Annotated in this window: 20 protein-coding genes; 15 read left to right on the forward strand and 5 right to left on the reverse strand. The window is 72.9% G+C overall.

The window, feature by feature from the left end; all coding sequences use genetic code 11:
- Positions 1–144 precede the first annotated feature (144 nt).
- The 8 genes from HNR57_RS16570 to HNR57_RS16605 all read left to right on the forward strand — a co-directional run bounded on the left by HNR57_RS16570 (position 145) and on the right by HNR57_RS16605 (position 8,840).
- Entirely contained in the window at positions 145–1,008 is an 864-nt protein-coding gene (locus HNR57_RS16570; protein WP_184560764.1) for an alpha/beta hydrolase, read from the forward strand.
- 199 nt (positions 1,009–1,207) lie between these two features.
- A complete protein-coding gene (locus HNR57_RS16575; RefSeq protein ID WP_184560765.1) occupies positions 1,208–2,212 on the forward strand; it encodes an alpha/beta hydrolase in 1,005 nt (334 codons plus the stop codon).
- Positions 2,205–3,416: an acyltransferase family protein gene (locus HNR57_RS16580; protein WP_184560766.1), complete on the forward strand. Its 1,212-nt coding sequence runs from the start codon at positions 2,205–2,207 to the stop codon at positions 3,414–3,416. The genes HNR57_RS16575 and HNR57_RS16580 overlap by 8 nt, the downstream gene beginning before the upstream one ends.
- Positions 3,409–4,785 (forward strand): sensor histidine kinase, encoded by a 1,377-nt coding sequence (locus HNR57_RS16585; RefSeq protein WP_184560767.1) that lies wholly within the window; start codon positions 3,409–3,411, stop codon positions 4,783–4,785. Before HNR57_RS16580 ends, HNR57_RS16585 begins: the two co-directional genes overlap by 8 nt.
- On the forward strand, positions 4,782–5,465 hold the full coding sequence (locus HNR57_RS16590; RefSeq protein WP_184560768.1) for a response regulator: 684 nt from the start codon (positions 4,782–4,784) through the stop codon (positions 5,463–5,465). The genes HNR57_RS16585 and HNR57_RS16590 overlap by 4 nt, the downstream gene beginning before the upstream one ends.
- A gap of 98 nt (positions 5,466–5,563) precedes the next feature.
- Positions 5,564–6,904, forward strand: coding sequence for a sensor histidine kinase (locus HNR57_RS16595; protein ID WP_313673875.1), 1,341 nt, complete (start codon positions 5,564–5,566; stop codon positions 6,902–6,904).
- Entirely contained in the window at positions 6,901–7,566 is a 666-nt protein-coding gene (locus HNR57_RS16600) for a response regulator (RefSeq protein WP_184560769.1), read from the forward strand. Before HNR57_RS16595 ends, HNR57_RS16600 begins: the two co-directional genes overlap by 4 nt.
- Positions 7,567–7,619: 53 nt before the next feature.
- On the forward strand, positions 7,620–8,840 hold the full coding sequence (locus HNR57_RS16605) for a cytochrome P450 (RefSeq protein WP_184560770.1): 1,221 nt from the start codon (positions 7,620–7,622) through the stop codon (positions 8,838–8,840).
- Positions 8,841–8,898: 58 nt separating this feature from the next.
- On the opposite strand, the gene HNR57_RS16610 is transcribed toward HNR57_RS16605, so the two are convergent.
- Complete coding sequence (locus HNR57_RS16610) at positions 8,899–9,798, reverse strand: diacylglycerol kinase family protein (protein ID WP_184560771.1); 900 nt, start codon at positions 9,796–9,798, stop codon at positions 8,899–8,901.
- Between the two features lie 186 nt (positions 9,799–9,984).
- Here HNR57_RS16610 and HNR57_RS16615 point away from each other — a divergent pair, with 186 nt between their 5' ends.
- Both HNR57_RS16615 and HNR57_RS16620 read left to right on the forward strand, forming a co-directional pair.
- The gene (locus HNR57_RS16615) at positions 9,985–11,268 is read left to right on the forward strand and encodes an adenylosuccinate synthase (protein ID WP_184560772.1); all 1,284 of its coding nucleotides are present in this window, start codon (positions 9,985–9,987) and stop codon (positions 11,266–11,268) included.
- Between the two features lie 183 nt (positions 11,269–11,451).
- Positions 11,452–11,742, forward strand: a complete 291-nt coding sequence (locus tag HNR57_RS16620; RefSeq protein ID WP_184560773.1) for a DUF3303 family protein — start codon at positions 11,452–11,454, stop codon at positions 11,740–11,742.
- Between the two features lie 3 nt (positions 11,743–11,745).
- On the opposite strand, the gene HNR57_RS16625 is transcribed toward HNR57_RS16620, so the two are convergent.
- The 3 genes from HNR57_RS16625 to HNR57_RS16635 all read right to left on the reverse strand — a co-directional run bounded on the left by HNR57_RS16625 (position 11,746) and on the right by HNR57_RS16635 (position 14,690).
- A complete protein-coding gene (locus tag HNR57_RS16625) occupies positions 11,746–12,396 on the reverse strand; it encodes a putative DNA-mimic protein (RefSeq protein ID WP_033310151.1) in 651 nt (216 codons plus the stop codon).
- 118 nt (positions 12,397–12,514) lie between these two features.
- Positions 12,515–13,216 (reverse strand): GntR family transcriptional regulator, encoded by a 702-nt coding sequence (locus tag HNR57_RS16630; RefSeq protein WP_184560774.1) that lies wholly within the window; start codon positions 13,214–13,216, stop codon positions 12,515–12,517.
- Between the two features lie 118 nt (positions 13,217–13,334).
- Entirely contained in the window at positions 13,335–14,690 is a 1,356-nt protein-coding gene (locus tag HNR57_RS16635) for an aspartate aminotransferase family protein (RefSeq protein WP_184560775.1), read from the reverse strand.
- Between the two features lie 165 nt (positions 14,691–14,855).
- Between HNR57_RS16635 and HNR57_RS16640 the strand changes: the two genes are divergently transcribed.
- The 4 genes from HNR57_RS16640 (at position 14,856) to HNR57_RS16655 (ending at position 19,637) form a co-directional block, all read left to right on the forward strand.
- The gene (locus HNR57_RS16640; RefSeq protein ID WP_184560776.1) at positions 14,856–15,503 is read left to right on the forward strand and encodes a DJ-1/PfpI family protein; all 648 of its coding nucleotides are present in this window, start codon (positions 14,856–14,858) and stop codon (positions 15,501–15,503) included.
- A complete protein-coding gene (locus HNR57_RS16645) occupies positions 15,500–15,958 on the forward strand; it encodes a MarR family winged helix-turn-helix transcriptional regulator (RefSeq protein ID WP_184560777.1) in 459 nt (152 codons plus the stop codon). Before HNR57_RS16640 ends, HNR57_RS16645 begins: the two co-directional genes overlap by 4 nt.
- Before the next feature lie 79 nt (positions 15,959–16,037).
- Entirely contained in the window at positions 16,038–17,951 is a 1,914-nt protein-coding gene (locus tag HNR57_RS16650; protein ID WP_184560778.1) for a serine/threonine-protein kinase, read from the forward strand.
- Between the two features lie 132 nt (positions 17,952–18,083).
- Positions 18,084–19,637, forward strand: a complete 1,554-nt coding sequence (locus HNR57_RS16655) for a substrate-binding domain-containing protein (protein WP_184560779.1) — start codon at positions 18,084–18,086, stop codon at positions 19,635–19,637.
- Positions 19,638–19,643: 6 nt separating this feature from the next.
- On the opposite strand, the gene HNR57_RS16660 is transcribed toward HNR57_RS16655, so the two are convergent.
- Entirely contained in the window at positions 19,644–20,402 is a 759-nt protein-coding gene (locus tag HNR57_RS16660) for an SLATT domain-containing protein (RefSeq protein WP_184560780.1), read from the reverse strand.
- A gap of 276 nt (positions 20,403–20,678) precedes the next feature.
- On the opposite strand from HNR57_RS16660, the gene HNR57_RS16665 reads away from it, so the two are divergent.
- Positions 20,679–21,020, forward strand: a complete 342-nt coding sequence (locus HNR57_RS16665; protein WP_078615225.1) for a YbaB/EbfC family nucleoid-associated protein — start codon at positions 20,679–20,681, stop codon at positions 21,018–21,020.
- Positions 21,021–21,096 lie beyond the last annotated feature (76 nt).

Consider the following 21,096-nt stretch of genomic DNA (forward strand, 5'->3'; position numbering starts at 1 on the left):
TGCCCGTCCGCTCCTCCTGTCCGGGTCTTCACCGAGCGTGACATCCGCATGTCCGCGCATGTCACGCGCCTGGTACCGTCCCGGCCAAACGGCGCGGCCCTCAACCGGCTTGCCGCGTACGGTTCATCGCTGGAAGGTTGGAGCATGACGGACGACGTCGCAGCAGCACGGGCCGCTGCCGAGGAGAAGTCGGCCTTCTCCCACGCGCCCGTCGATCCCGACGCCGCCGCGGCCTACGGCGACCACCCGGACCAGGTGATCGACTTCTTCGCGCCGCGCCGGGCCGGTGGCCCCGGACCGGCCCCGGTCGTCGTCGTGCTGCACGGCGGCGCCTGGCGCGCGCCCTACGACCGGCGTCACATCAGCCCGTTCGCGGACTTCCTCGCCCGCCGCGGGTTCGCCGTGGCCAGCGTCGAGTACCGGCGCGGCGGCGACGGCGACTCCCTCGCCGGCCGGTGGCCCGACACCTTCGACGACGTCGCCGCGGCACTGGACGCCCTGCCCGCGCTGGTACGGGAGTCGCTGCCGCAGGCCGACCCGCGCCGTACGGTCCTCACCGGTCACTCGGCGGGCGGGCATCTCGCGCTGTGGGGTGCCGCCCGGCACGTTCTGCCGGCGGACTCGCCCTGGCGCGGCGGCAGTCCGGTGACGCTGCGCGGCGTCGTAGCCCTCGCGCCGATCGCGGACCTGGCGATCGCCGGCAAGCTGGACGTGTGCGGGGGCGCCGTGCGTCAACTCCTGGGCGGGGACGAGCACTTCGGGGAGCGGCAGCCGTACGCGGACCCGGCCCTGCTGCTGCCCACGGGCATCGCCACCACCCTCGTGCAGGGCCGCGCGGACCTCGACGTACCGCAGGCGGTCGCCGAGTCGTACGCGGAGGCGGCGGCGAAGGCCGGGGAGATGGTGGGGGTGACCCTGCTGGAGGACGTGGGGCACTTCCCGCTCATCGACCCGGCGGCTGACGCGTGCGCGGTGGTGGTGGAGGAGATCGCGCAGCTGGCCTGGTGAGCGGCAGCTGCCCCATGAGGTCCGCCTCTTGAGGTCTGCCCCTTGAGGTCTGCCCCTTAAGAGGCGCCCCGGTCATACCCGTAGTACCTGAGAGCTACGCCGCAGAAGCGTTCCCCGGTGTGACGCGGACGAGGTGCCCCGCTCCGTAACTTCCTTTCCGAGCAGACCCGATGGCCGGGTGCGCTGGAGGGGGACGACCATGGGGTCCGCACCGCAGTACCGCCGTGCCGGCGACGGCTGCAGACGCCGCGCCGGCCGATGGCGCCGCGCCGCGCTCGCCGCCCTCATCACCGGTGCGGTGGTCGTCCCGCTGTCGGGGGCCGTACGACCGCAGACCCCCGCACCGGCCCCCGCCTCCCTCGCCCCCCTCAGCGCGTCGACGCTCGGCGAGGCGTACGCGGCCAACCGGGCCAACGCCGCCGAGGCGGCCCGTACGGCCGCCGCCCACCACGACCGGGACCGGGCCGCGACCGACCGTCGTCTGGCCGCCTCGGGCCGGCACCTCCTGCGGTTCGACGGCCGCGGCTCCGGCCGGGTGACGGAGGTCCTCGGCGACCTCGCCCGGGCCGACCGCATCGCCGTCCTGGTCCCGGGTTCCGACACGAGCCTCGACACCTACGGCCGGTTCCACGCGGCGGCCGCCGCCCTGCACCGGCAGCTCGCCCGGCAGGCCCCCGCGGGCACGCACACCGCGGTCGTGGCCTGGCTGGGCTACGAGACGCCGGGGACGGTCAGCACGACCGTCACGACGACCGGCAGGGCGGAGCAGGCGGCCCCGCACCTGCGCGCGCTGGTCGCCGACCTGCGTGCCGTAGCGGGCACCGGACCGCGCATCTCGCTGCTGTGCCACTCCTACGGCTCGGTGGTCTGCGGCCGTGCCGCCGCAGGGCTCGCCGTCGACGACATCGCGCTCGTCGGCAGCCCGGGCACGGGCGCCGACACCGCCGCCGGTCTGCACACCCGCGCCCGCGTCTGGGCGGCCCGGGGCGGTGACGACTGGGTGGAGAACGTCCCGCACCTCGACCTGGACCTCTTCGGCACCACCGTCGGCTTCGGCACCGACCCCGTCTCCCCGGCCTTCGGCGCCCGGGTCTTCGCGGCCGGCGACGGGGGCCACAGCGACTACTTCAGGCCCGGCACGGCCTCCCTGACCAACCTGGCCCGGATCGTCCTGGGCGAGACCGAGGCGGTGACCCATGACTGACATCGGCGTACGCGCCCTGCGGCAGACGGTGCGCCGGGGCGCCGGCCGCATCGGTGCGGCCACCCCGCCCGGCCGCGACCGGGCCGTGGACGCCCTGCGGGCCGCCGCCGTCCTCGGCGTCGTCCTCGGGCACTGGCTGGTCACGGCCCTGGTCTCCGACGGCCGCGTCCTGCGCACGGCGAGCCCGCTGCAGGACATGCCCTGGCTGACGCCCGTCTCCTGGATGTTCCAGACACTCGCCGTGTTCTTCCTGGTCGGAGGGCATGTCGCCACCCGCAGTCACGCCTCGGCCCGGGCCCGGGGGATCCCGTACCACCAGTGGCTGACGGCCCGGCTGTCCCGGCTGTTCAAGCCGGTCGCCGCCGTCCTCACCCTGTGGACGGTCGCCGCCGTCGCGCTGCTGCTGTCGGGCACCGAGTTCGGCACGGTCCGCACGCTGGTGAAGCTGGCCCTGTCCCCCCTGTGGTTCCTCGTGGTGTTCGCGGGCCTGACGGCGGCGACCCCGCTGCTCACCCGGCTCAACCCGCTGTGGCCGCTGGCCGTCGTCCTGCACGTGGACCTGCTGCGCTTCGGCCTCGGCGGACCCTCCTGGCTGGGCTGGGTGAACGTGGCGGCCGCCTGGACGGTGCCCTACACGCTGGGTGCGGCCTGGACGCGCGGCGAACTGGAGCGCAGGCGTGCGGGCTGGGTCCTGCTGGGTGCCGGGGCGGCGGCGACCGCGGTGCTCGTGGCGTGGGCGGGCTATCCGGCGGCCATGGTCGGCGTCCCGGGCGAGGGCATGTCCAACCTGGATCCGCCGACGCTGGCGGTCGTCACGTTCGGCCTGGCCCAGTGCGGTCTCGCCCTGCTGCTGCGCGAGCGGCTGCGGCGGGCGATGCGCCGGCCCGTGGCGTGGGCGGCGGTGGCGCTCGTCAACCTCTCCGCGATGACCATTTTCCTCTGGCACCAGACGGCCCTGATGGCCACCACGGCCACCGGCCTCCTCGTCGGTCGGCTCCCCGGGCTGCACACCCGGCCCGACGACCTCGGCTGGGTCGGGGCCCGGCTGCTCTGGCTGCCCGTGTTCGCGCTGGCTCTCGCGGTCTGCTGGGCCGCTTTCCGCTCTTTCGAGCGAGGGGGCGGCGGCCGGGACCGCAGGTCGCGGGTGGTGCAGGCGCACCGTCCTTCCGACCGGGACACAGCGGCGAAGGCGCGTCATGTCTAGGCTGGGCCGTGTGACGGACACGGGGGTGGGCCGCGCGCTGCGGGCGCGCGTCGAGGGCTGGCTGCGGAAGCTGCGCCAGGACCTGTGGACCGTCCGGGTGGACCCGCTGCCGCCCTCCACGTGGCTGCGCTGGCTGCCGCACGGAATCGTGTGCCTGGCCGCGTTCGGGGTCACGGTCGGCGGCACGGGCGACATGAACGGCAACGGCCATCTGGCCCCAGGTCTGGCATTCCTGATCGCAGTCGCGCAGGGCGGCGCCATGGTCCTGGGGCTGTGGCGGCCGGTGCCGGCGTGGTGGCTGTCCCTGGGCGCCTTCCTCGTGGGCGCCGTGGCGGTGCGCGGCCGTCTCGGATTCGACCCGCACACCTACACCTGGCCCTGGACCGCGGCCGGCCTGATCGCCGAGATGTTCGTGCTGCTGCTGCTCGCGCTGCGGGTCCCCACCCGCGCGGCGACGGCGGCCCTGGCCGTGACCGCGCTGTTCACCTACGTCCTGGAGAGCCTGCAGGGCGCCGAGCGCTACGACACCACCGGCGTGCTCGCACTCTCCCTGTTCACCGTCGTGGTGATAGTCGGCACCGCCCTGCGCGGCCGCCGCGAGGCCCGCAGGGAACTGGTCGAGCAGACCACGCTCACCGCCGAGGAGCGCACCCGGCGCACCCTGCTGGAGGAGCGCAGCCGCATCGCGCGGGAACTGCACGACGTGGTGGCCCACCACATGTCGGTCATCTCCATCCAGGCGCAGGTCGCCCCGCACCTGGTGGAGAACCCGCCCGACGAGCTCAGGGAGAACCTCGCGGGCATCCGGCAGAACGCGCTGGAGGCACTGACCGAACTGCGCCGTGTGCTGGGCGTGCTGCGCTCGGAGCACCCGGGGCCGGGTGAGCCGTTCGCCGACGCGGGTGACGGGACCACACCGCACGCCCCGCAGCCCACGCTCGACCGGCTCGACGCGCTGGTGGAGAACACGCGGGCGGCCGGACGCGAGGTCGTCACCGACATCCAGGGCGAGCGGCGTCCGCTGCCGCCCGGCGTGGAGCTGTCGGCGTACCGGATCGTGCAGGAGGCGCTGAGCAACGCCCTGCGGCACGCGCCCGGCGCGAGGATCACGGTCCGTCTCACCTACGAGCCGGACGGCCTGGAGGTGGAGATCGTCAACGGCCGCCCGACCGGACCGCCACCGCCGTCGACGGGGGCGGGGCACGGGCTGCTCGGCATGCGGGAGCGGGTCGCGATGCTCGGCGGCACCATGACCGCGCACCCGTGGCACTGGGACGGCTTCAAGGTCACCGCCTTCCTCCCGGAGACCCCGCCCGCCGACGCCCCGGGCACCCATCACTCCACGGCCCGCCAGAGAGGAATCTCATGACCAGCGGCACCGGCAACCCCATCCGGGTTCTCATCGTCGACGACCAGGCGATGGTCCGGCAGGGCTTCACCGTGCTGCTCGGCACCCAGCCCGACATAGAGGTGGTCGGCGACGCGAAGAACGGTGAGGGCGGCATCGCCCTGGCCGCGGAGCTCGCCCCGGACGTCGTCCTGATGGACATCCGCATGCCCGGGATCGGAGGCATCGAGGCCACCGGGCACATCACCGCGGCCCACCCGGACATGCGGGTGCTGGTGCTGACCACCTTCGATCTCGACGAGTACGTGTACGACGCGCTGCGCGCCGGAGCCTCCGGGTTCCTGCTGAAGGACGCGTCGTCGGAGCAGCTCGCCGAGGCGGTCCGGGTGGTCGCGGCCGGGGAAGCGCTGCTCGCGCCGGTCATCACACGCAAGCTGATCGCCGAGTTCTCCCGGCTCGACGGCAAGCCCCGCGCCCCGCTCATGGAGCGCGTCGGCGACCTGACCGAGCGGGAGACGGAGGTGCTCGCGCTGATCGCGCAGGGCCTGTCCAACGCGGAGATCGCCCAGCACCTGTTCGTGGCCGAGCAGACGGTGAAGACCCACGTGGGCCGGATCCTGGTGAAGCTGGGCCTCAGAGACCGGACGCAGGCGGCGGTGTTCGCCTACGAGTCGGGGCTGGTGCGGCCGTCGGGGTACTGAGGGGTGGCCGACGGGGTCCCGTAGTACCTGAGGGGGACGCCGGGGAACCCCTCTCCAAGGGGACGACCGGGGGACCGGGGCCGCATACCGTTCTGTACGTGACCGAGACGACCCACATGCAGACCACGCCGCCGGGGGACGGGGCGGCATCGCGCAGCCCGGAGTACCGGCTGGCGGTGGATGCCCTGCGCGGGCTGCGGCAGGACCTCATCCACGACGCCTTCGCCTACCGGCCGCTGCCGGGCCGGCACACGGACGGGCGGATCGTCCGGCGGTTGCCGGGGCGGCTGCGGGAGCACGCGCAGTGGCTCCCGCACGCCGTGATCATCGCGGCGGCCCTCATCACCCTGGCCCTGGCCTCGGTCGACTCCGGCGGTCCGGCCCTGCTGCTCGGCCCGCTCTGCGCGATCCCCGTGCTGCTGACCATGGTGCGGCCGGTCGGCGCGTTCTGGGCGTCCATGGTTTCCACGCCGCTGGCCGCCGTGCTCGGCAGCCGATGGGGGGAGTGGCCCTGGGCGGCCGGCAGCTTCGCCTGCCATCTGACCGTGCTGACGGTCGTGGCGATACGGACCCGGCCGCGCACGGCCGCCTGGATGTGGGCGCTGACCGCGCTGTACGCCATCGTCGCGGACAGCGGCGTCGGCCCGACCTACACGTACGGCACCAACTCCGGTCCCATGCTGGTCATATCGGCCCTGGTCCTGCTCTGCGTCACCGTCTGGCACATCCGCCGCCACGCCGAGCAGGAGGTCACCGCCCAGCAGACGGTCACCGCGCACGAGCGCTCGCGGCGCACCCTGCTGGAGGAGCGCACCACGATCGCCCGCGAGCTGCACGATGTGGTGGCCCACCACATGTCGGTGGTCGCCATCCAGGCGGAGGCCGCGCCCTACCGGGTGGAGAACCCGCCGCCGGAGCTGGAGAAGGCGTTCGCCACGATCCGGGAGAACGCGGTGGCGGCCCTGACCGAACTGCGCCGCGTGCTGGGCGTCGTCCGTGCCGAGGACTACGAGGCCCCGGACGCCCCGCAGCCCACGCTCGCCGAGCTGGACGGGCTGCTGGCCAATGTCCGGGAGGCCGGGCTGAGCGTCGAGAAGGTGGTGACCGGCGCGGTGCGGGAGCTGCCGCAGGGCGTGGAGCTGTCGGCGTACCGCATCGTGCAGGAGGCGCTGAGCAACACCCTGCGGCACGCGCCCGGGGCGACGGCCCGCGTCGAGATCGGCTACGTGCTCGGTGGCCTGGGCCTGCGCGTGGTCAACGGCCCGCCGCCGAACCCGAGCCTGATCAAGCCCTCGCCCGGCGCGGGGCACGGCGTCACGGGCATGCGGGAGCGGGTGTCGATGCTGAACGGCGAGATGACGGCGGGCGGCACGGACGACGGAGGGTACGAGGTGGCGGTGTTCCTGCCGGTCGCCCTGCCGGACGAGGGCGACGCATGACCATCCGGGTGCTGATCGCGGACGATCAGATGATGGTGCGTGAGGGATTCTCGGTCCTGCTGAACGCGATGCCGGACATCGAGGTCGTCGGCGAGGCGGTGAACGGCCGGGAAGCCGTCGCCAAGGTCCGCGAGCTCGCCCCGGACGTGGTGCTGATGGACATCCGCATGCCCGAGCTGAACGGCATCGAGGCGACCCGCGAGATCGTCGCCGCCGACGGTGCGGCGAAGGTGCTGGTGCTCACCACCTTCGACCTCGACGAGTACGTGTACCAGGCGCTGCGCGCGGGTGCCTCCGGCTTCCTCCTCAAGGACGCCTCGGCCCGCCAGCTGGCCGACGGGGTGCGGGTGGTGGCGTCGGGGGAGGCGCTCCTGGCCCCCTCGGTGACCAGGCGCCTGATCACCGAGTTCTCCAAGCTCTCCGAGAAGCCGCCCCTCATGCCCTCCGCCCAGGCGGCCTTCGGTGACCTCACCGAGCGGGAGACGGAGGTGCTGGTCCTGATCGCGCAGGGCCTGTCGAACTCGGAGATCGCGGAGCGGCTGGTCGTCGCCGAGTCGACGATCAAGACGCACGTCAGCCGGATCCTGGTGAAGCTGGGCCTGAGGGACCGGACACAGGCGGCGGTGTTCGCGTACGAGGCGCGGCTGGTGACGCCGGGGTGACAGGTGGGCGCCGCCCCTGGTCAGAGTGGGGGTCGCCGGGCTAGCGTCCGTTCATGGCAGCTGTTTTCGACCTCGGGTTCGACCCGTGGGGCCCGGCGTTCCTCACCGACCCGTACCCCGTCTACGCCGAGCTGCGTGCCCGGGGCCGCGTGCACTGGTTCGAGCCCACGAACCAGTGGCTCGTCCCGCACCACGCGGACGTCTCGGCACTGCTGCGCGACCGGCGCCTCGGCCGGACGTACCAGCACCGGTTCACCCACGAGGAGTTCGGCCGCACGGCGCCCCCGCCGGAGCACGAGCCGTTCCACACGCTCAACGACCACGGGATGCTCGACCTGGAGCCGCCGGACCACACCCGGATCCGCCGTCTGGTGTCGAAGGCGTTCACGCCACGCACGGTGGAGCGGCTGAAGCCGTACGTGCGGGGCCTGGCCGACGAACTGGTGTCCGGGCTGGTCGCGGCGGGCGGCGGCGACCTGCTGACGGACGTCGCAGAACCCCTCCCCGTCGCGGTGATCGCCGAGATGCTCGGCATCCCGGAGTCCGACCGGGCCCCGCTGCGCCCCTGGTCGGCGGACATCTGCGGGATGTACGAGCTCAAGCCGTCCGGGGACACGGCGGCGAAGGCGGTCCGGGCGTCGGTCGAGTTCTCCGACTACCTGCGCGAACTGATCGCGGCCCGCCGCAAGGAGCCCGGCGAGGACCTCATCTCGGGTCTCATCGCCGCCCACGACGAGGGCGACCGGCTCACCGAGCAGGAGATGATCTCCACCTGCGTCCTGCTGCTCAACGCCGGCCACGAGGCCACGGTGAACGCCACGGTCAACGGCTGGTACGCCCTGTTCCGCAACCCGGCCCAGCTGGAGACGCTGCGCGCGGACCACACGCTCGTCCCCTCCGCGATCGAGGAGCTGATGCGCTACGACACCCCGCTCCAGCTGTTCGAGCGCTGGGTCCTGGACGAGATCGAGATCGACGGCACGACGATCCCGCGTGGCGCGGAGATCGCCATGCTCTTCGGCTCCGCCAACCACGACCCGGCGGTGTTCCGGAACCCGTCCGCCCTCGACCTCACCCGCGCGGACAACCCCCACATCTCCTTCAGCGCGGGCATCCACTACTGCATCGGCGCACCCCTGGCCCGTATCGAGCTGGCGGCGTCGATGGGGGCGTTGCTGGAGAGGGCCCCGACGCTGCGCCTCGCCGCCGAACCGGAGAGGAAGCCGAACTTCGTGATCAGAGGTCTGGAGGAGTTGGCGGTCGAGGTCGGCTGACTGGCGCGAGCACCGGAGACAAGACGTTCGGGCCGGGTGAGCCCCGTCCCGGAAAGGATCACGAACCCGGCGGCGCACTGCCCGCCGGCACCGTCAGCCCCCACGCCCCCTCCCGCACCACCCACGTCCGGGTCCGCACCGGCCCCGACACCACGGTGTCCGCGCGATAGCGGAAGTGCGCCCCGGACACCGTCACGGTCCGGCCCTCCGCCAGCAGTGGCGAGGCCTCCGCACCCACCGACACGGGTCTGACCTCCACCGACGCGACACCCGACGCCGACGGTGACACCGACACCGCCTCCACCGGCTGGTTCAGGTCGACGAGGGTCTCCCCGTCCACCTCGACCCGCAGCCGCGAGGGCCCCGGCTCGGGCGCGGCGGCCGGCCGGGACGGGCGGCCCGCCGGAACCAGCGTCCGGACCAGCGACTGGCAGGTCCGCAGCCACGGGCGGCCCGGCACGTCGTCCGGGTCCGGCGCGTCCTCCGGGTCCGCCCCGGCCGCCGGTGCGGGCCGCAGCGGCGGTATCCGCAGCGCGCCGAGCACCACCCCGTCGCTGTCGTCGACCATCAGGTCCATGCGCCGCTCGACCCCGTCGAGCACCGCCCGCGCCGCTGCCACCGGCCCCGTCGGCACCCCCAGCGACCGCGCCAGGGACAGCGCGCCCCCGACCGGCACCACCGACAGCGCGCATCCGGACAGCTCCCGGTGCCGGTGCAGCAGCGCCACCGCCCGGATCAGCGCCCGGTCGTCGCCCACCACCACCGGCCGCCGCGAGCCCCGCCGGGCCAGCGCACGGGCGAACTCCTCCGGCCCGTCCGGCAGGCACAGCTTCAGGCCGGCACCCGCCCCGAGCACGTCTTTCGCGATCCTGACGGACTCGCCGTCCGACCTACGGGCGACCGGGTCGACCACCACCAGCAGCTGCTCGGACGTCGCGGAAGTCGCCACCTCGGCCATGCCTCGCTTCCTCGGGTAGCATCTTTGTGCAAGAGCCCCTTGCGCTATTGCGCCAGGGGCTTCGTCTATTCCGGGGCATCCGGTCCGACGGTTGGCGGCCAACGGCGGTCGCGGTGCACGCGGCTGCATATTCTCCGCGTTCGCCCTCGACCATGGACATGCCCCGCCCGGAAGGGGTGTACGCGCGTGCCCGCACTTGTGCTGCTCGGTGCTCAGTGGGGTGACGAAGGCAAGGGAAAGGCCACCGACCTTCTCGGTGGCTCCGTGGACTATGTAGTGCGCTACCAGGGCGGCAACAACGCCGGCCACACGGTGGTCGTGGGTGACCAGAAGTACGCACTGCACCTCCTCCCTTCCGGAATCCTGTCCCCCGGCTGCACGCCGGTCATCGGCAACGGCGTCGTCGTCGACCCGTCGGTCCTGCTCTCCGAGCTGAGCGGTCTGAACGAGCGTGGCGTCGACACGTCCAAGCTCCTCCTCAGCGGAAACGCGCACATCATCACCCCGTACAACGTGACGGTGGACAAGGTGACCGAGCGCTTCCTCGGCAAGCGGAAGATCGGCACGACCGGGCGCGGCATCGGCCCGACCTACGCCGACAAGATCAACCGCGTCGGGATCCGCGTGCAGGACCTGTACGACGAGTCGATCCTCACGCAGAAGGTCGAGGCGGCCCTCGACGTCAAGAACCAGATCCTCACCAAGCTCTACAACCGGCGCGCGATCGCCGTCGACCAGGTGGTCGAGGAGCTGCTGGGGTACGCCGACAAGCTCGCGCCGTACGTCTCCGACACCGTCCTGGTCCTCAACCAGGCGCTGGAGGAGGACAAGGTCGTCCTGTTCGAGGGCGGCCAGGGCACGCTCCTGGACATCGACCACGGCACGTACCCCTTCGTCACCTCGTCGAACCCGACCGCGGGCGGCGCCTGCACCGGCGCCGGCGTGGGCCCGACGAAGATCAGCCGGGTCATCGGCATCCTCAAGGCGTACACCACCCGCGTCGGCGCCGGCCCGTTCCCGACGGAGCTGTTCGACGAGGACGGCGAGGCGCTGCGCCGCATCGGCGGCGAGCGGGGTGTCACCACCGGCCGTGACCGCCGCTGCGGCTGGTTCGACGCGGTCATCGCCCGCTACGCGACCCGCGTGAACGGCCTGACCGACTTCTTCCTCACCAAGCTCGACGTCCTCACCGGCTGGGAGCAGATCCCGGTCTGCGTGGCGTACGAGATCGACGGCAAGCGGGTCGAGGAGCTGCCCTACTCCCAGACCGACTTCCACCACGCCAAGCCGGTCTACGAGATGCTCCCGGGCTGGAACGAGGACATCTCCAAGGCGAAGACCTTCGCCGACCTTCCGAAGAACGCCCAGGCGTACGTGAAGGCGCTGGAGGAGATGTCCGGCGCCCCGATCTCCGCGATCGGCGTGGGCCCGGGCCGGGACGAGACGATCGAGATCAACTCGTTCCTGTAGCCGCACCGGACGGCACACGCGCCACGCCCCGGCGACCCCCGCGGTCGCCGGGGCGTGGCGCTGTCTGCTCCCGATGGAGCACTCAAGGGGCATAACCGTCATATCCGGACATAGTCTGAGCCTGCGAATCGCAGCAGCCACCACCACCCCAGCCACCACCCCGAGACGGAAGAAGTGAGTGCTATGCGCGTGATGCTCAAGGCGACGCTGGACACCGACAAGGGCAACGTCGCCATCCAGGGCGGCAAGATGCCGCAGATCATGCAGGAGGCCCTGGAGAAGCTGAAGCCGGAGGCGGCCTACTACGGGCCCTGCGGGGGCCGCAGAACCTGTTTCATGGTCTTCGACATGCAGGAGAGCGCCCAGCTCCCGCCCCTGCTCGAACCGTTCTTCAACGACCTCAACGCCGACGTCGAGGTCTTCCCGATCATGAACGGCGACGACCTCCAGAAGGGCCTGTCCCAGCTGGCCTGACCCTCAGCTGAAGACGATCATCGACCCCTGGGCGAGACTGCGGGTCACGGCCGCGTGCAGCCCCAGCCAGACGTGCCGCTCACGGGCGAACGGACTCGGGTCGTACGGGGCGGGGACGGCGGGTTCCTCCAGCTCCGTCGGGGCGAGCGGCGGCTGGGGAGCCGCCGGCGGGTTGGCCGGGTCGATCCCGATGCCCGGGGCGACCGTCTCCAGTTCCCGCAGCAGGGCGTGCGAGGAGCCCAGCGGGCCGCCGCCCGCGAGGAGATCGTCGTCGGCGAGCGGACTGGGGAAGTCGACGGGGACGTAGGCGCCCGCGTGGTCGTAGTGCCAGACCAGGTGCGACTGCTGGGCCGTCGACTCGAACATCTCCAGCAACTGCTCGTAGTCACCGCCGAGTTCGTCGACGGGTGTCACCGGCAGGCCGCACACCTGGAGCAGATACGCGCGGCGCAGGAAGTGCAGCGCGTCGTAGTCGAAGCCCGCGACCGGGGCGACCTCACCGGACAGGCCCGGCATGTACTGGTACACCGGCACCGGCGGCAGACCGGCCTCGGCGAGCACCTTGTTGTATTGCGCGAGTTCCTCGGCGAAGGGGTTGTCCGGCGTGTGGCACAACACGTCCACGAGCGGTACCAGCCACAGGTCACAGGCCAAAGAAGGCTCCTCGCTCAGCGCGATCGGGTAGCACGGTGGTCAAGAAGGGTAGCGGTGCGGCACGGTCACGGCTCCCGCCGTGCATGTCCCATACCCAGACGGGCAGCGGCGACGCGGGTCATCCGGAGGCGAGCCGCTCGATCAGGGTGAGCGAGTCCGCGTTGTACCGGGCGATGATCGCCCGGGCGGTGTCGTTGTCGCGGTCGATCAGGGCCTCCACCAGCTGCGTGTGACCGGCCCACAGCTCGCCGCGCAGATCGGTCAGCCGCCGCAGGTGCTGCACCGCGCAGACCCAGGTCTGGACGCGCAGCCGGTGCAGGAAGTCGGCGAGGTAGGGGTTGCCGAAGCAGGCGCCGAGCTCGCGCCAGAAGCGCAGGTCGTAGCCGATGAGGACGGTGAGGTCACCGGCCGCGGCGGCCCGCTGCGCCTCCTCGCCGCGCCTGCGGACCCCGGCGACGACGGCGGCGGCCCGGGGATCATCGGGCCGCACCGCGTTCGGCCGCCCCTCGTTCAGGGCGAGGAACATGCCCTCGATGACCAGCCCGCGCGCCTCGATCATGCCGCGGAAGTCGTCGACCGAGTACTCGCGGACCCGGAAGCCGCGGTGCTGGTCGGCTTCGAGGAGTCCCTGCGCGGAGAGGTCGACGAGCGCCTCGCGCACCGGTGTCGCCGACACCCCGTACTGCTCGGCGATCTCCTTGACCGTGAACTCCTGCCCCGGCTGGAGCCGCCCGGCCAGCACCTCGTCACGGAGCGCGTCGGCTATCTGCTGCCGCAGGGTGCTGCGCGTCACGGCGCCGTTGCCGGTGCTGGCGGGCATGGTCAGGGCGTCTCCCTCGTCGCGTTCGGGTGGCGTGCGCGTATCTGTCTACGAGCACGCCACCTTACGCGTTCGACTGAGGCACGAGAATGTCGGTTACTGACGGGTTTACAGGCCTTTACTCCGTGTACTCGTCAGCGACCGAGAGTGCCGCGTCCAGCGCCGCGAGCCCTTCCTTGAGCTCCGCCTCGCCGATGTTGCAGGGCGGCACGACATGCGTCCGGTTCATGTTCACGAAGGGCCACAGGCCGCCCTTCTTCGCGGCGGCGGCGAAGGCGGCCATCGGGGCGTTGGCCTCACCGGCCGCGTTGTACGGCACCAGCGGCTCCCGCGTCTCGCGGTCGCGGACCAGTTCCAGCGCCCAGAACATGCCGGTGCCGCGCACCTCGCCGACGCTCGGGTGCCGCTCGGCGAGCGCGCGCAGCTCCGGCCCGACGACGTCGGCGCCCAGCCGGGCCGCGTTCTCGACGACACCCTCCTCGGCCATGACGTCGATGGTCGCCACCGCGGCGGCGCACGCCAGCGGGTGCCCGGAGTACGTCAGGCCGCCGGGGTACGGGCGCTTCCCGAACGTCTCGGCTATGGCACCGGAGATCGCGACCCCGCCCAGCGGCACGTACCCGCTGTTCACGCCCTTCGCGAAGGTCAGCAGGTCGGGCGTGACGTCGAACAGGTCGGCCGCGAACCACTCACCGGTCCGCCCGAAACCGGCCATGACCTCGTCCAGGACGAAGACGATCCCGTGCTTGTCGCAGATCTCCCGCACGCCGGCGAGGTAGCCGGGCGGCGGGACCATGATCCCGGCCGTGCCCGGGATGGTCTCCAGGATGATCGCCGCGACGGTCGAGGGCCCCTCGAAGGCGATCGTCGTCTCCAGGTGCTCCAGCGCCCGGGCGCACTCCTGCTCCTGGGTCTCGGCGTAGAAGCGGGAGCGGTAGAGGTAGGGCGCCCAGAAGTGCACGACCCCGGCCGTGCCGCTGTCGGACGCCCAGCGGCGCGGGTCGCCGGTGATGTTCACGGCCTGCTGGGTGCCGCCGTGGTACGAGCGGTACGCCGAGAGCACCTTCGGGCGGCCCGTGTGCAGACGGGCCATCCGGATGGCGTGCTCGACGGCGTCGGCGCCGCCGTTGGTGAAGAAGATCTTGTCCAGGTCGCCCGGGGTCCGCTCGGCGATCAGCCGGGCCGCCTCCGACCGGGCCTCGACGGCGAAGGCGGGCGCGAAGGTCGTCATCCTCGCGGCCTGCTCCTGGATCGCGGCGACGACCTTCGGGTGCTGGTAGCCGATGTTCGTGTAGACGAGCCCGCTGGAGAAGTCGAGGTAGCGCCGGCCGTCGTAGTCCCAGAAGTACGACCCCTCGGCACCGGCGACGGCGAGCGGGTCGATGAGCTCCTGCGCGGACCAGGAGTGGAACACGTGCTGACGGTCGGCGGCCTTGACGGCGGCGCCGGCTTCGGGGTTCGGCTGAGGGGTCATGCGGGCGAGCGTAGGTGCGGGGGAGACGGCGGTGAAAGCGGCGGCCTGTCGGGCGTCGGCGGCCTTCCTCCGACAGGTTGTCCAGAGACACGGCCCAACACATTGACAGTCTTCTGTCGTACTGACAGGATGCTGTCATAAGTAGCGCAGGACCGAGGAGGAGTCATGAACGCCACCACCGGCCGCCCCGGCAAGCCCGTCCATCTCGCCGTCTACGACACCCTCGCCGACTGGGAGACCGGCCACGCCACGGCCCAGCTCGCCCGCACCGGTCACGAGATCCGGACCGTCGGCCCGTCCGCCGCCCCGGTGCGGAGCGTCGGGGGCCTGCGCATCCAGCCCGATCTGGCCCTGGACGACCTGCGACCCGAGGACAGCGCGCTGCTGATCCTCCCGGGCGCCGACCTCTGGGCTGTGACATCAACCGCTACCGCGGCGGGGGGCGATTCCCTGGCCCCCTTCGCCCGCACGGCCCGGGCCTTCCTGGACGCGGGCGTCCCGGTCGCCGCGATCTGCGGAGCCACCGCCGGACTCGCCCGCGAGGGCCTGCTCGACGACCGCGACCACACCAGCGCGGTCTCCTTCTACCTGGCCGCGACCGGCTACGCGGGCGGCGGACGCTACGTCGAGGCCGACGCCGTCACCGACGGCGCCCTGGTCACCGCCGGCCCGACCGAACCCGTCGCCTTCGCCCGCGAGATCCTCCGCCTGCTCGGGGTCTACGAGGGCGAGGTGCTGGACGCCTGGTTCCGGCTCTTCCACGACTCCGACACGGCGGCGTACGCGGTGCTGGAGAAGGCCGGCGCGCTGTGAGCCGCGAGCGTCAGGACCTCCTCAGCCGCAGCGCCCTCGGGGTGTTCCGGCTCAACGGCCAGTTCCTCGCCGTCGCGGAGGAACTGGCCCGGCCCGCCGGGCTCACGGCCGCCTGGTGGCAGGTGCTCGGCGCGGTCCTCGGGGAGCCGCTGCCCGTCTCCGGCATCGCCCGCGCCATGGGCATCACCCGGCAGAGCGTGCAGCGCATCGCCGACCTGCTGGTGGAGCGGGGGCTCGCGGAGTACCGACCGAACCCGGCGCACCGCCGCGCCAAGCTCCTCGCGCCGACCGAGGAGGGGCGTGCGGCGATCGCCCGGATCGACCCCGGGCACGCGGCCTTCGCGGACCGGCTGGCGGAGGCGTTCGGTGAGACGGAACTGGCGGAGGCGGTGCTGATGCTGGAACGGCTGTCCGAGGTGCTCGACCAGGCAGGTCCGCCTGTTACGGAACCGTAGACGTCGTCCAGGCCACCCGGCCCCGGCCCCGCACTATTCTCGATCCGTTGCTCACGTGTGGGGGGAAGGCGGCTGAGCGATGGAGAAGCTGGGGCCCGGGGATCCGCAGCACATCGGTGCGTACCGGTTGCTGGCGCGGCTCGGTGCGGGGGGCATGGGGCACGTGTATCTGGCCCGCTCCGGGCGGGGCCGCACGGTCGCCGTGAAGCTGGTCCGTGAGGAGCTCGCCGCACAGGAGGAGTTCCGGGAGCGGTTCCGGCAGGAGGTGCAGGCCGCGCGGCGGGTCGGCGGCCACTGGACGGCGCCGGTGCTCGACGCCGACACCGAGGCCGCCGTGCCGTGGGTCGCCACCGGGTACGTCGCCGGGCCGAGCCTGCAGCAGGTCGTCGGGCACGACCACGGTGCCCTGCCCGAGCGCACGGTCCGCATCCTCGCGGCCGGGCTCGCGCACGCCCTCAAGGACATCCACGCCGCCGGCATCGTGCACCGCGACCTCAAGCCGTCCAACGTGCTGGTCACCATCGACGGCCCGCGCGTCATCGACTTCGGAATCGCACGCGCCCTGGAGACGGTGACGGACGGCGGGCTCACGCGCACCGGCGCGCTCGTCGGATCGCCCGGCTTCATGGCGCCCGAGCAGGTGCGGGGCGACCGCATCACCCCGGCGTGCGACGTCTTCTGCCTCGGCTCGGTCCTCGCCTACGCCGCGACCGGCGCCCTGCCCTTCGGCACCGCCAACAGCGGTGTGCACGCCATGATGTTCCGCATCGCCCAGGAGGAACCGGACCTGGACGGCGTCCCCGAGGGCATCGCCGACCTGGTCCGGGACTGCCTGCGCAAGGACCCCGCCGCCCGGCCCTCCCTCGACCGCGTCCTGGAACGCACGGGCGCGCACGACACCGTCGCCGACGGCCGCGCCCTCGATCCGTGGCTGCCGAGTGCGCTGGTGGCGCAACTGGGGCGGCACGCGGTGCGGCTGCTGGAGACGGAGGACCCGGAGGGAGTCGGCTCCGCCGAGGGGGCGGGTCCTCCCGGGCCGGCTGCCGGTCAGCGGGGTTCCGGCCCCGGCCCCACCCCCGAGCACGCGCCCGCCGCCGACGAGGCGTCACCGCGCCCCGCGCTGCCCCCGGCCCCCGCGACGGCGCCCGCCGCGACCCCCGGCCCGCCCCCGCCGGGCCTGCCCGGCGAGGGTCCGCCGGTCAACCATCTGCCCACCATGGTGGCGGGTCAGAGCGCGCCCCCGGCGCCGCAGCAGCTCCCGGCCGCGGGAGCCCCGCCCCACCCGCAGCCGCAGACACCCCCGCCCGCGCACCCGGCGTACGGCTACCCCCAGCAGCACCCCCAGCCCCATCCCGCCTACGGCGGCCTCGGCTCCACCCCGCCGTACGGCCCGCCGCCGTACGGCCCCCCGCAGCCGCAGCGGGGAAGAGACGGCCGCTCCACCGCGCTGCTCGTCCTCATCGCCCTGGTCGTCGCGCTCGCCGCGGGCGGGTCGGTGTACGCGCTGATGCAGGGCGGCGGCGACGACCGGGCCGACGACCGCCCGGGCCCCACCCAGGGCACGGGCACGTCCCCGACCACCCCGGGCCCGTCCCCGACGACCTCGCGGCCGGACACCTCCCCCTCCCCGGCGGACGGCACGATCCCGGCCGGGTACCTCGGCACCTGGACCACGACGATCGACAACGCCGACGGCGAGCACAGCCGTTCGCTCACCCTCCAGCAGGGCGACCCGGGTGACACCGTCCTGTCCCTCGTGGCCGACGGCCCGACCCAGGGCGGCGGCACCTACCACTGCGTGTTCGAAGGGCGGTTGACCACGGAACCCGGCAGCGACGGCACGCTGAGCATCGGCCCGTCCACCGTGAAGGTCGGGCAGCCCCGCACCGCCTGCAGCCCGGGCGCGGCCACCGAGGTGACCCTCCTCCCGGACGGCACACTCCAGCGTGTGAACACCAACAGCGGGGAGCGGCTGACGTACACGAAGCAGTGACCAACTGACCTCAGCGGCACGGTCGTTGAACGTCGGGCGAATTCCGGCCGACGAGAGCCGGATGGGCGCTCGCGCCGCCGTACGGTGGCCGGACGAGCGAACGTCCGGGCGGCGGCAGCGGGGGCACCCACGGTGGAGTGGTTGAGCGCGGAGAACCTCGTGGCCGTGGCCACGGCCCTCCTCGGCATCATCGCCTCGGGCGTGATGGTCTGGTACGAACGCCGCGTGCCGCGCCGCAAACGCGTGGGCTACCGGGTGCAGATGGACAACCCCGTCGGCGACGACGTGCGCTCGGGCCGCGCCAACCGCCGCCTCGGCCTGTTCGACGAGGCACCCGGCATGTCCGACGCGACCCTGGTCCTGCTGCGCATCGAGAACGACGGCTCGCAGGGCATCGACCGCGACGACTACACCGGCCCCGAAGTGCACGGTCTGACCGCGGTGTTCGCGGGCCGAACCGTCCGCGGTGTCTCGGTCACCCAGCCGTCGGACACCGACCACCTCATGGACCACTTCACCGCGGCACGCGGCTTCGCCTACGACGGCAACACCCTGCGCATCCCACGCGTCCCGCTCAACCGCGGCGACCACTTCAAGCTGCTCGTCCTCCTCTCCGGCGGTGACGTCGGGGACGAGATCCGGCTGGTCGGCGGACTGCGCGACGGCGAGGTGCACCCCAACCGCAGTGCCACGCCGGACGAGAAGCCGCCGTTGTTCAGCCGGGCCGCGCGGCTGATCACCATCGCGCTCACGGCGAGCGTGGTCACCCTGGCGGCGATCGTCGTCGCCCAGGACGACACCCCGCCCCCGATCGGCTGCGCGAGCGGCACCCTCACCCTCACCGGCTCGACCGCGTTCGCACCCGTCCTGCGCGAGGTGGCCGAGAAGTACGAGCGCGACTGCGGCGGCGACCCCGTCATCGACGTGGACGCCCACGGTTCCACGGCCGGGATACGCGAGCTCACGGCCACCGGCGACCGGGCGAAACGGGACTCCGGGGGTTCCCCGCCGGTGGTCGCCCTGTCGGACGGCCCCAAGCCGGCCGGGCTGCCCGACCTGCGGGAGAACCGGGTCGCGGTGTCCGTCTTCGCGCTCGTGGTCCACGACGACGTGAAGCTGACGGACCTGTCCACCGACGACGTCCGGCGCCTCTACCGGGGCGAGATCCGCAACTGGCGGCAGCTCGGCGGCCCCGACCTGCCCGTGCGCCTCGTCAGCCGGGACGCCAACTCCGGGACGAGGCAGGTCTTCCAGCGCCGGGTGCTGGGCCGGGGCGAGATCGCCAACTCCTCCGTCGACTGCGTGCACAGGGACGACCCCACGGCAGCCGTCCCGCGCTGCGAACTCGACTCGACCGAGCAGGTCCTGGCGACGGTCGCCCGCCTCCCCGGCGCCGTCGGCTACAGCGAACTGAACCTCGCCGCCCGGGCGAAGGGCCTGCACGCGCTGCGCCTGGACGGCGACCCGCCCTCCGTCGACGCCATCGAACACGGCACGAGCGCCTACCCCTACCGCGAGATCGAGTACGCCTACACCTACGGACGCCCCCCGGCCGACTCCCTGGCCTCCAGCTTTCTCACGTACCTGGCCCGCGGCAACGGCCAGGACGTCATCCGCACCCACGGCCACGTGCCGTGCTGGACCCCGGAAGGGCTCACCCTGTGCGCGCAGGACGGCGGGAGCTGAGGCCCCTCACCGCGGCTCCGGCGGACGCTGGCGCGGCATGTTCGGCCGGGTCCCGCCGTGCGGCGGCACCGTGAACCGCCCGTTCACCCCCGCCTCGGGCCCGCGGCCCGGCCCCGGGAACACCACCGTCTGCAAACCCGCCGGCGCGGCACAGCCCGACCGGAACTCGCCCATCCAGTCGGCGGTCTCCACCCGCACCAGCTCCGTCATGTCATCGGAGAACCTCCGCAGCACCCCGAGGCACCGCTCGGCGGCCTCGCCGGCCGTGCCCTCCGCCGGCCCGAGCACCTCCCGCACGCTCTCCGCCGCCCAGTCGAACTGCAGCGCCTGCAGTCGCCGCTGCACGGCCTGCGCGGTCGCCACGTCCCGCATCCAGCCCGACGTCACCCCGAAGTACCGGTCGACGGCCACGCAGGCCGCCCCCACCAGCAGCGCCAGACACCCCCAGGGCGCGATCCCGCCCGCGACCCCGGTCAGATCCAGCAGGGGCAGCGCGACCCCGGTGACCGCCCCGGCCGCGGTCCCGCAGCGCAGCACCCGCGCGCACCGCCGCTTCCACACCCGGTCCGCGAGGTACCAGGCCGCCGTCCGCAGCGCCCCGCGCTCCACCCACCGGTACAGCTCGTCCAGCCGGACCGCCGGCTCGCCCCAGTCCCCGAGCGGAAAGACCCGCCCGGTCAGATCGCCCGGCCGCAGCCCGGCCGCCGCCTGCTCGCCCCACCCGTCCTGAGGCGGCCCCTCGGGCTGCATCTCCGGCTGACCCACCCGGCACTCCTCACTGATCACGAATGACCACGCACGGTTCACTCACCGATCACGCTGCGCGATGGACGAAAGCCCGCATCCGGAACGCGCCCGACCCTTCCTACCTCCCAATGGGTGGCGAAGACGTAGCTTTCGCCTCTTTTCCGCCCGGAAGTATTCCTTGATCGGGTATAGGGCGCGAGCGGGACTCACTCGAAAGAGTGCCGGGGCGACGGCAGCCCCGACCACGTAGGCTCGTGCCGAACGGGAAAACCCGTACCGAGCAAGGAGCTGATCGTGATCCCCGGTGGTGGCCAGCCCAATATGCAGCAGCTGCTCCAGCAGGCCCAGAAGATGCAACAGGACCTGGCACAGGCGCAGGAGGAACTGGCGCAGACGGAGGTCGACGGGCAGGCGGGCGGCGGTCTCGTGACGGCCACCGTCACCGGCGCCGGCGAACTGCGCGCCCTGAAGATCGACCCGAAGGCGGTGGATCCGGAGGACACCGAGACCCTCGCCGACCTGGTCGTGGCGGCCGTCCAGGCGGCCAACGAGAACGCTCAGACGCTCCAGCAGCAGAAGCTGGGCCCGCTCGCGCAGGGTCTGGGCGGCGGCGGTATCCCCGGCCTGCCGTTCTGACCCGGCTCACCGCCTTCCTCGGACAGGCGGCAGACAACTACGGTACGTACGGGACGGTGCGTACCGACCCCGAAGA

The sequence above is a fragment of the Streptomyces paradoxus genome, from assembly GCF_014202475.1.
Taxonomy (GTDB): Bacteria; Actinomycetota; Actinomycetes; order Streptomycetales; family Streptomycetaceae; genus Streptomyces; species Streptomyces paradoxus.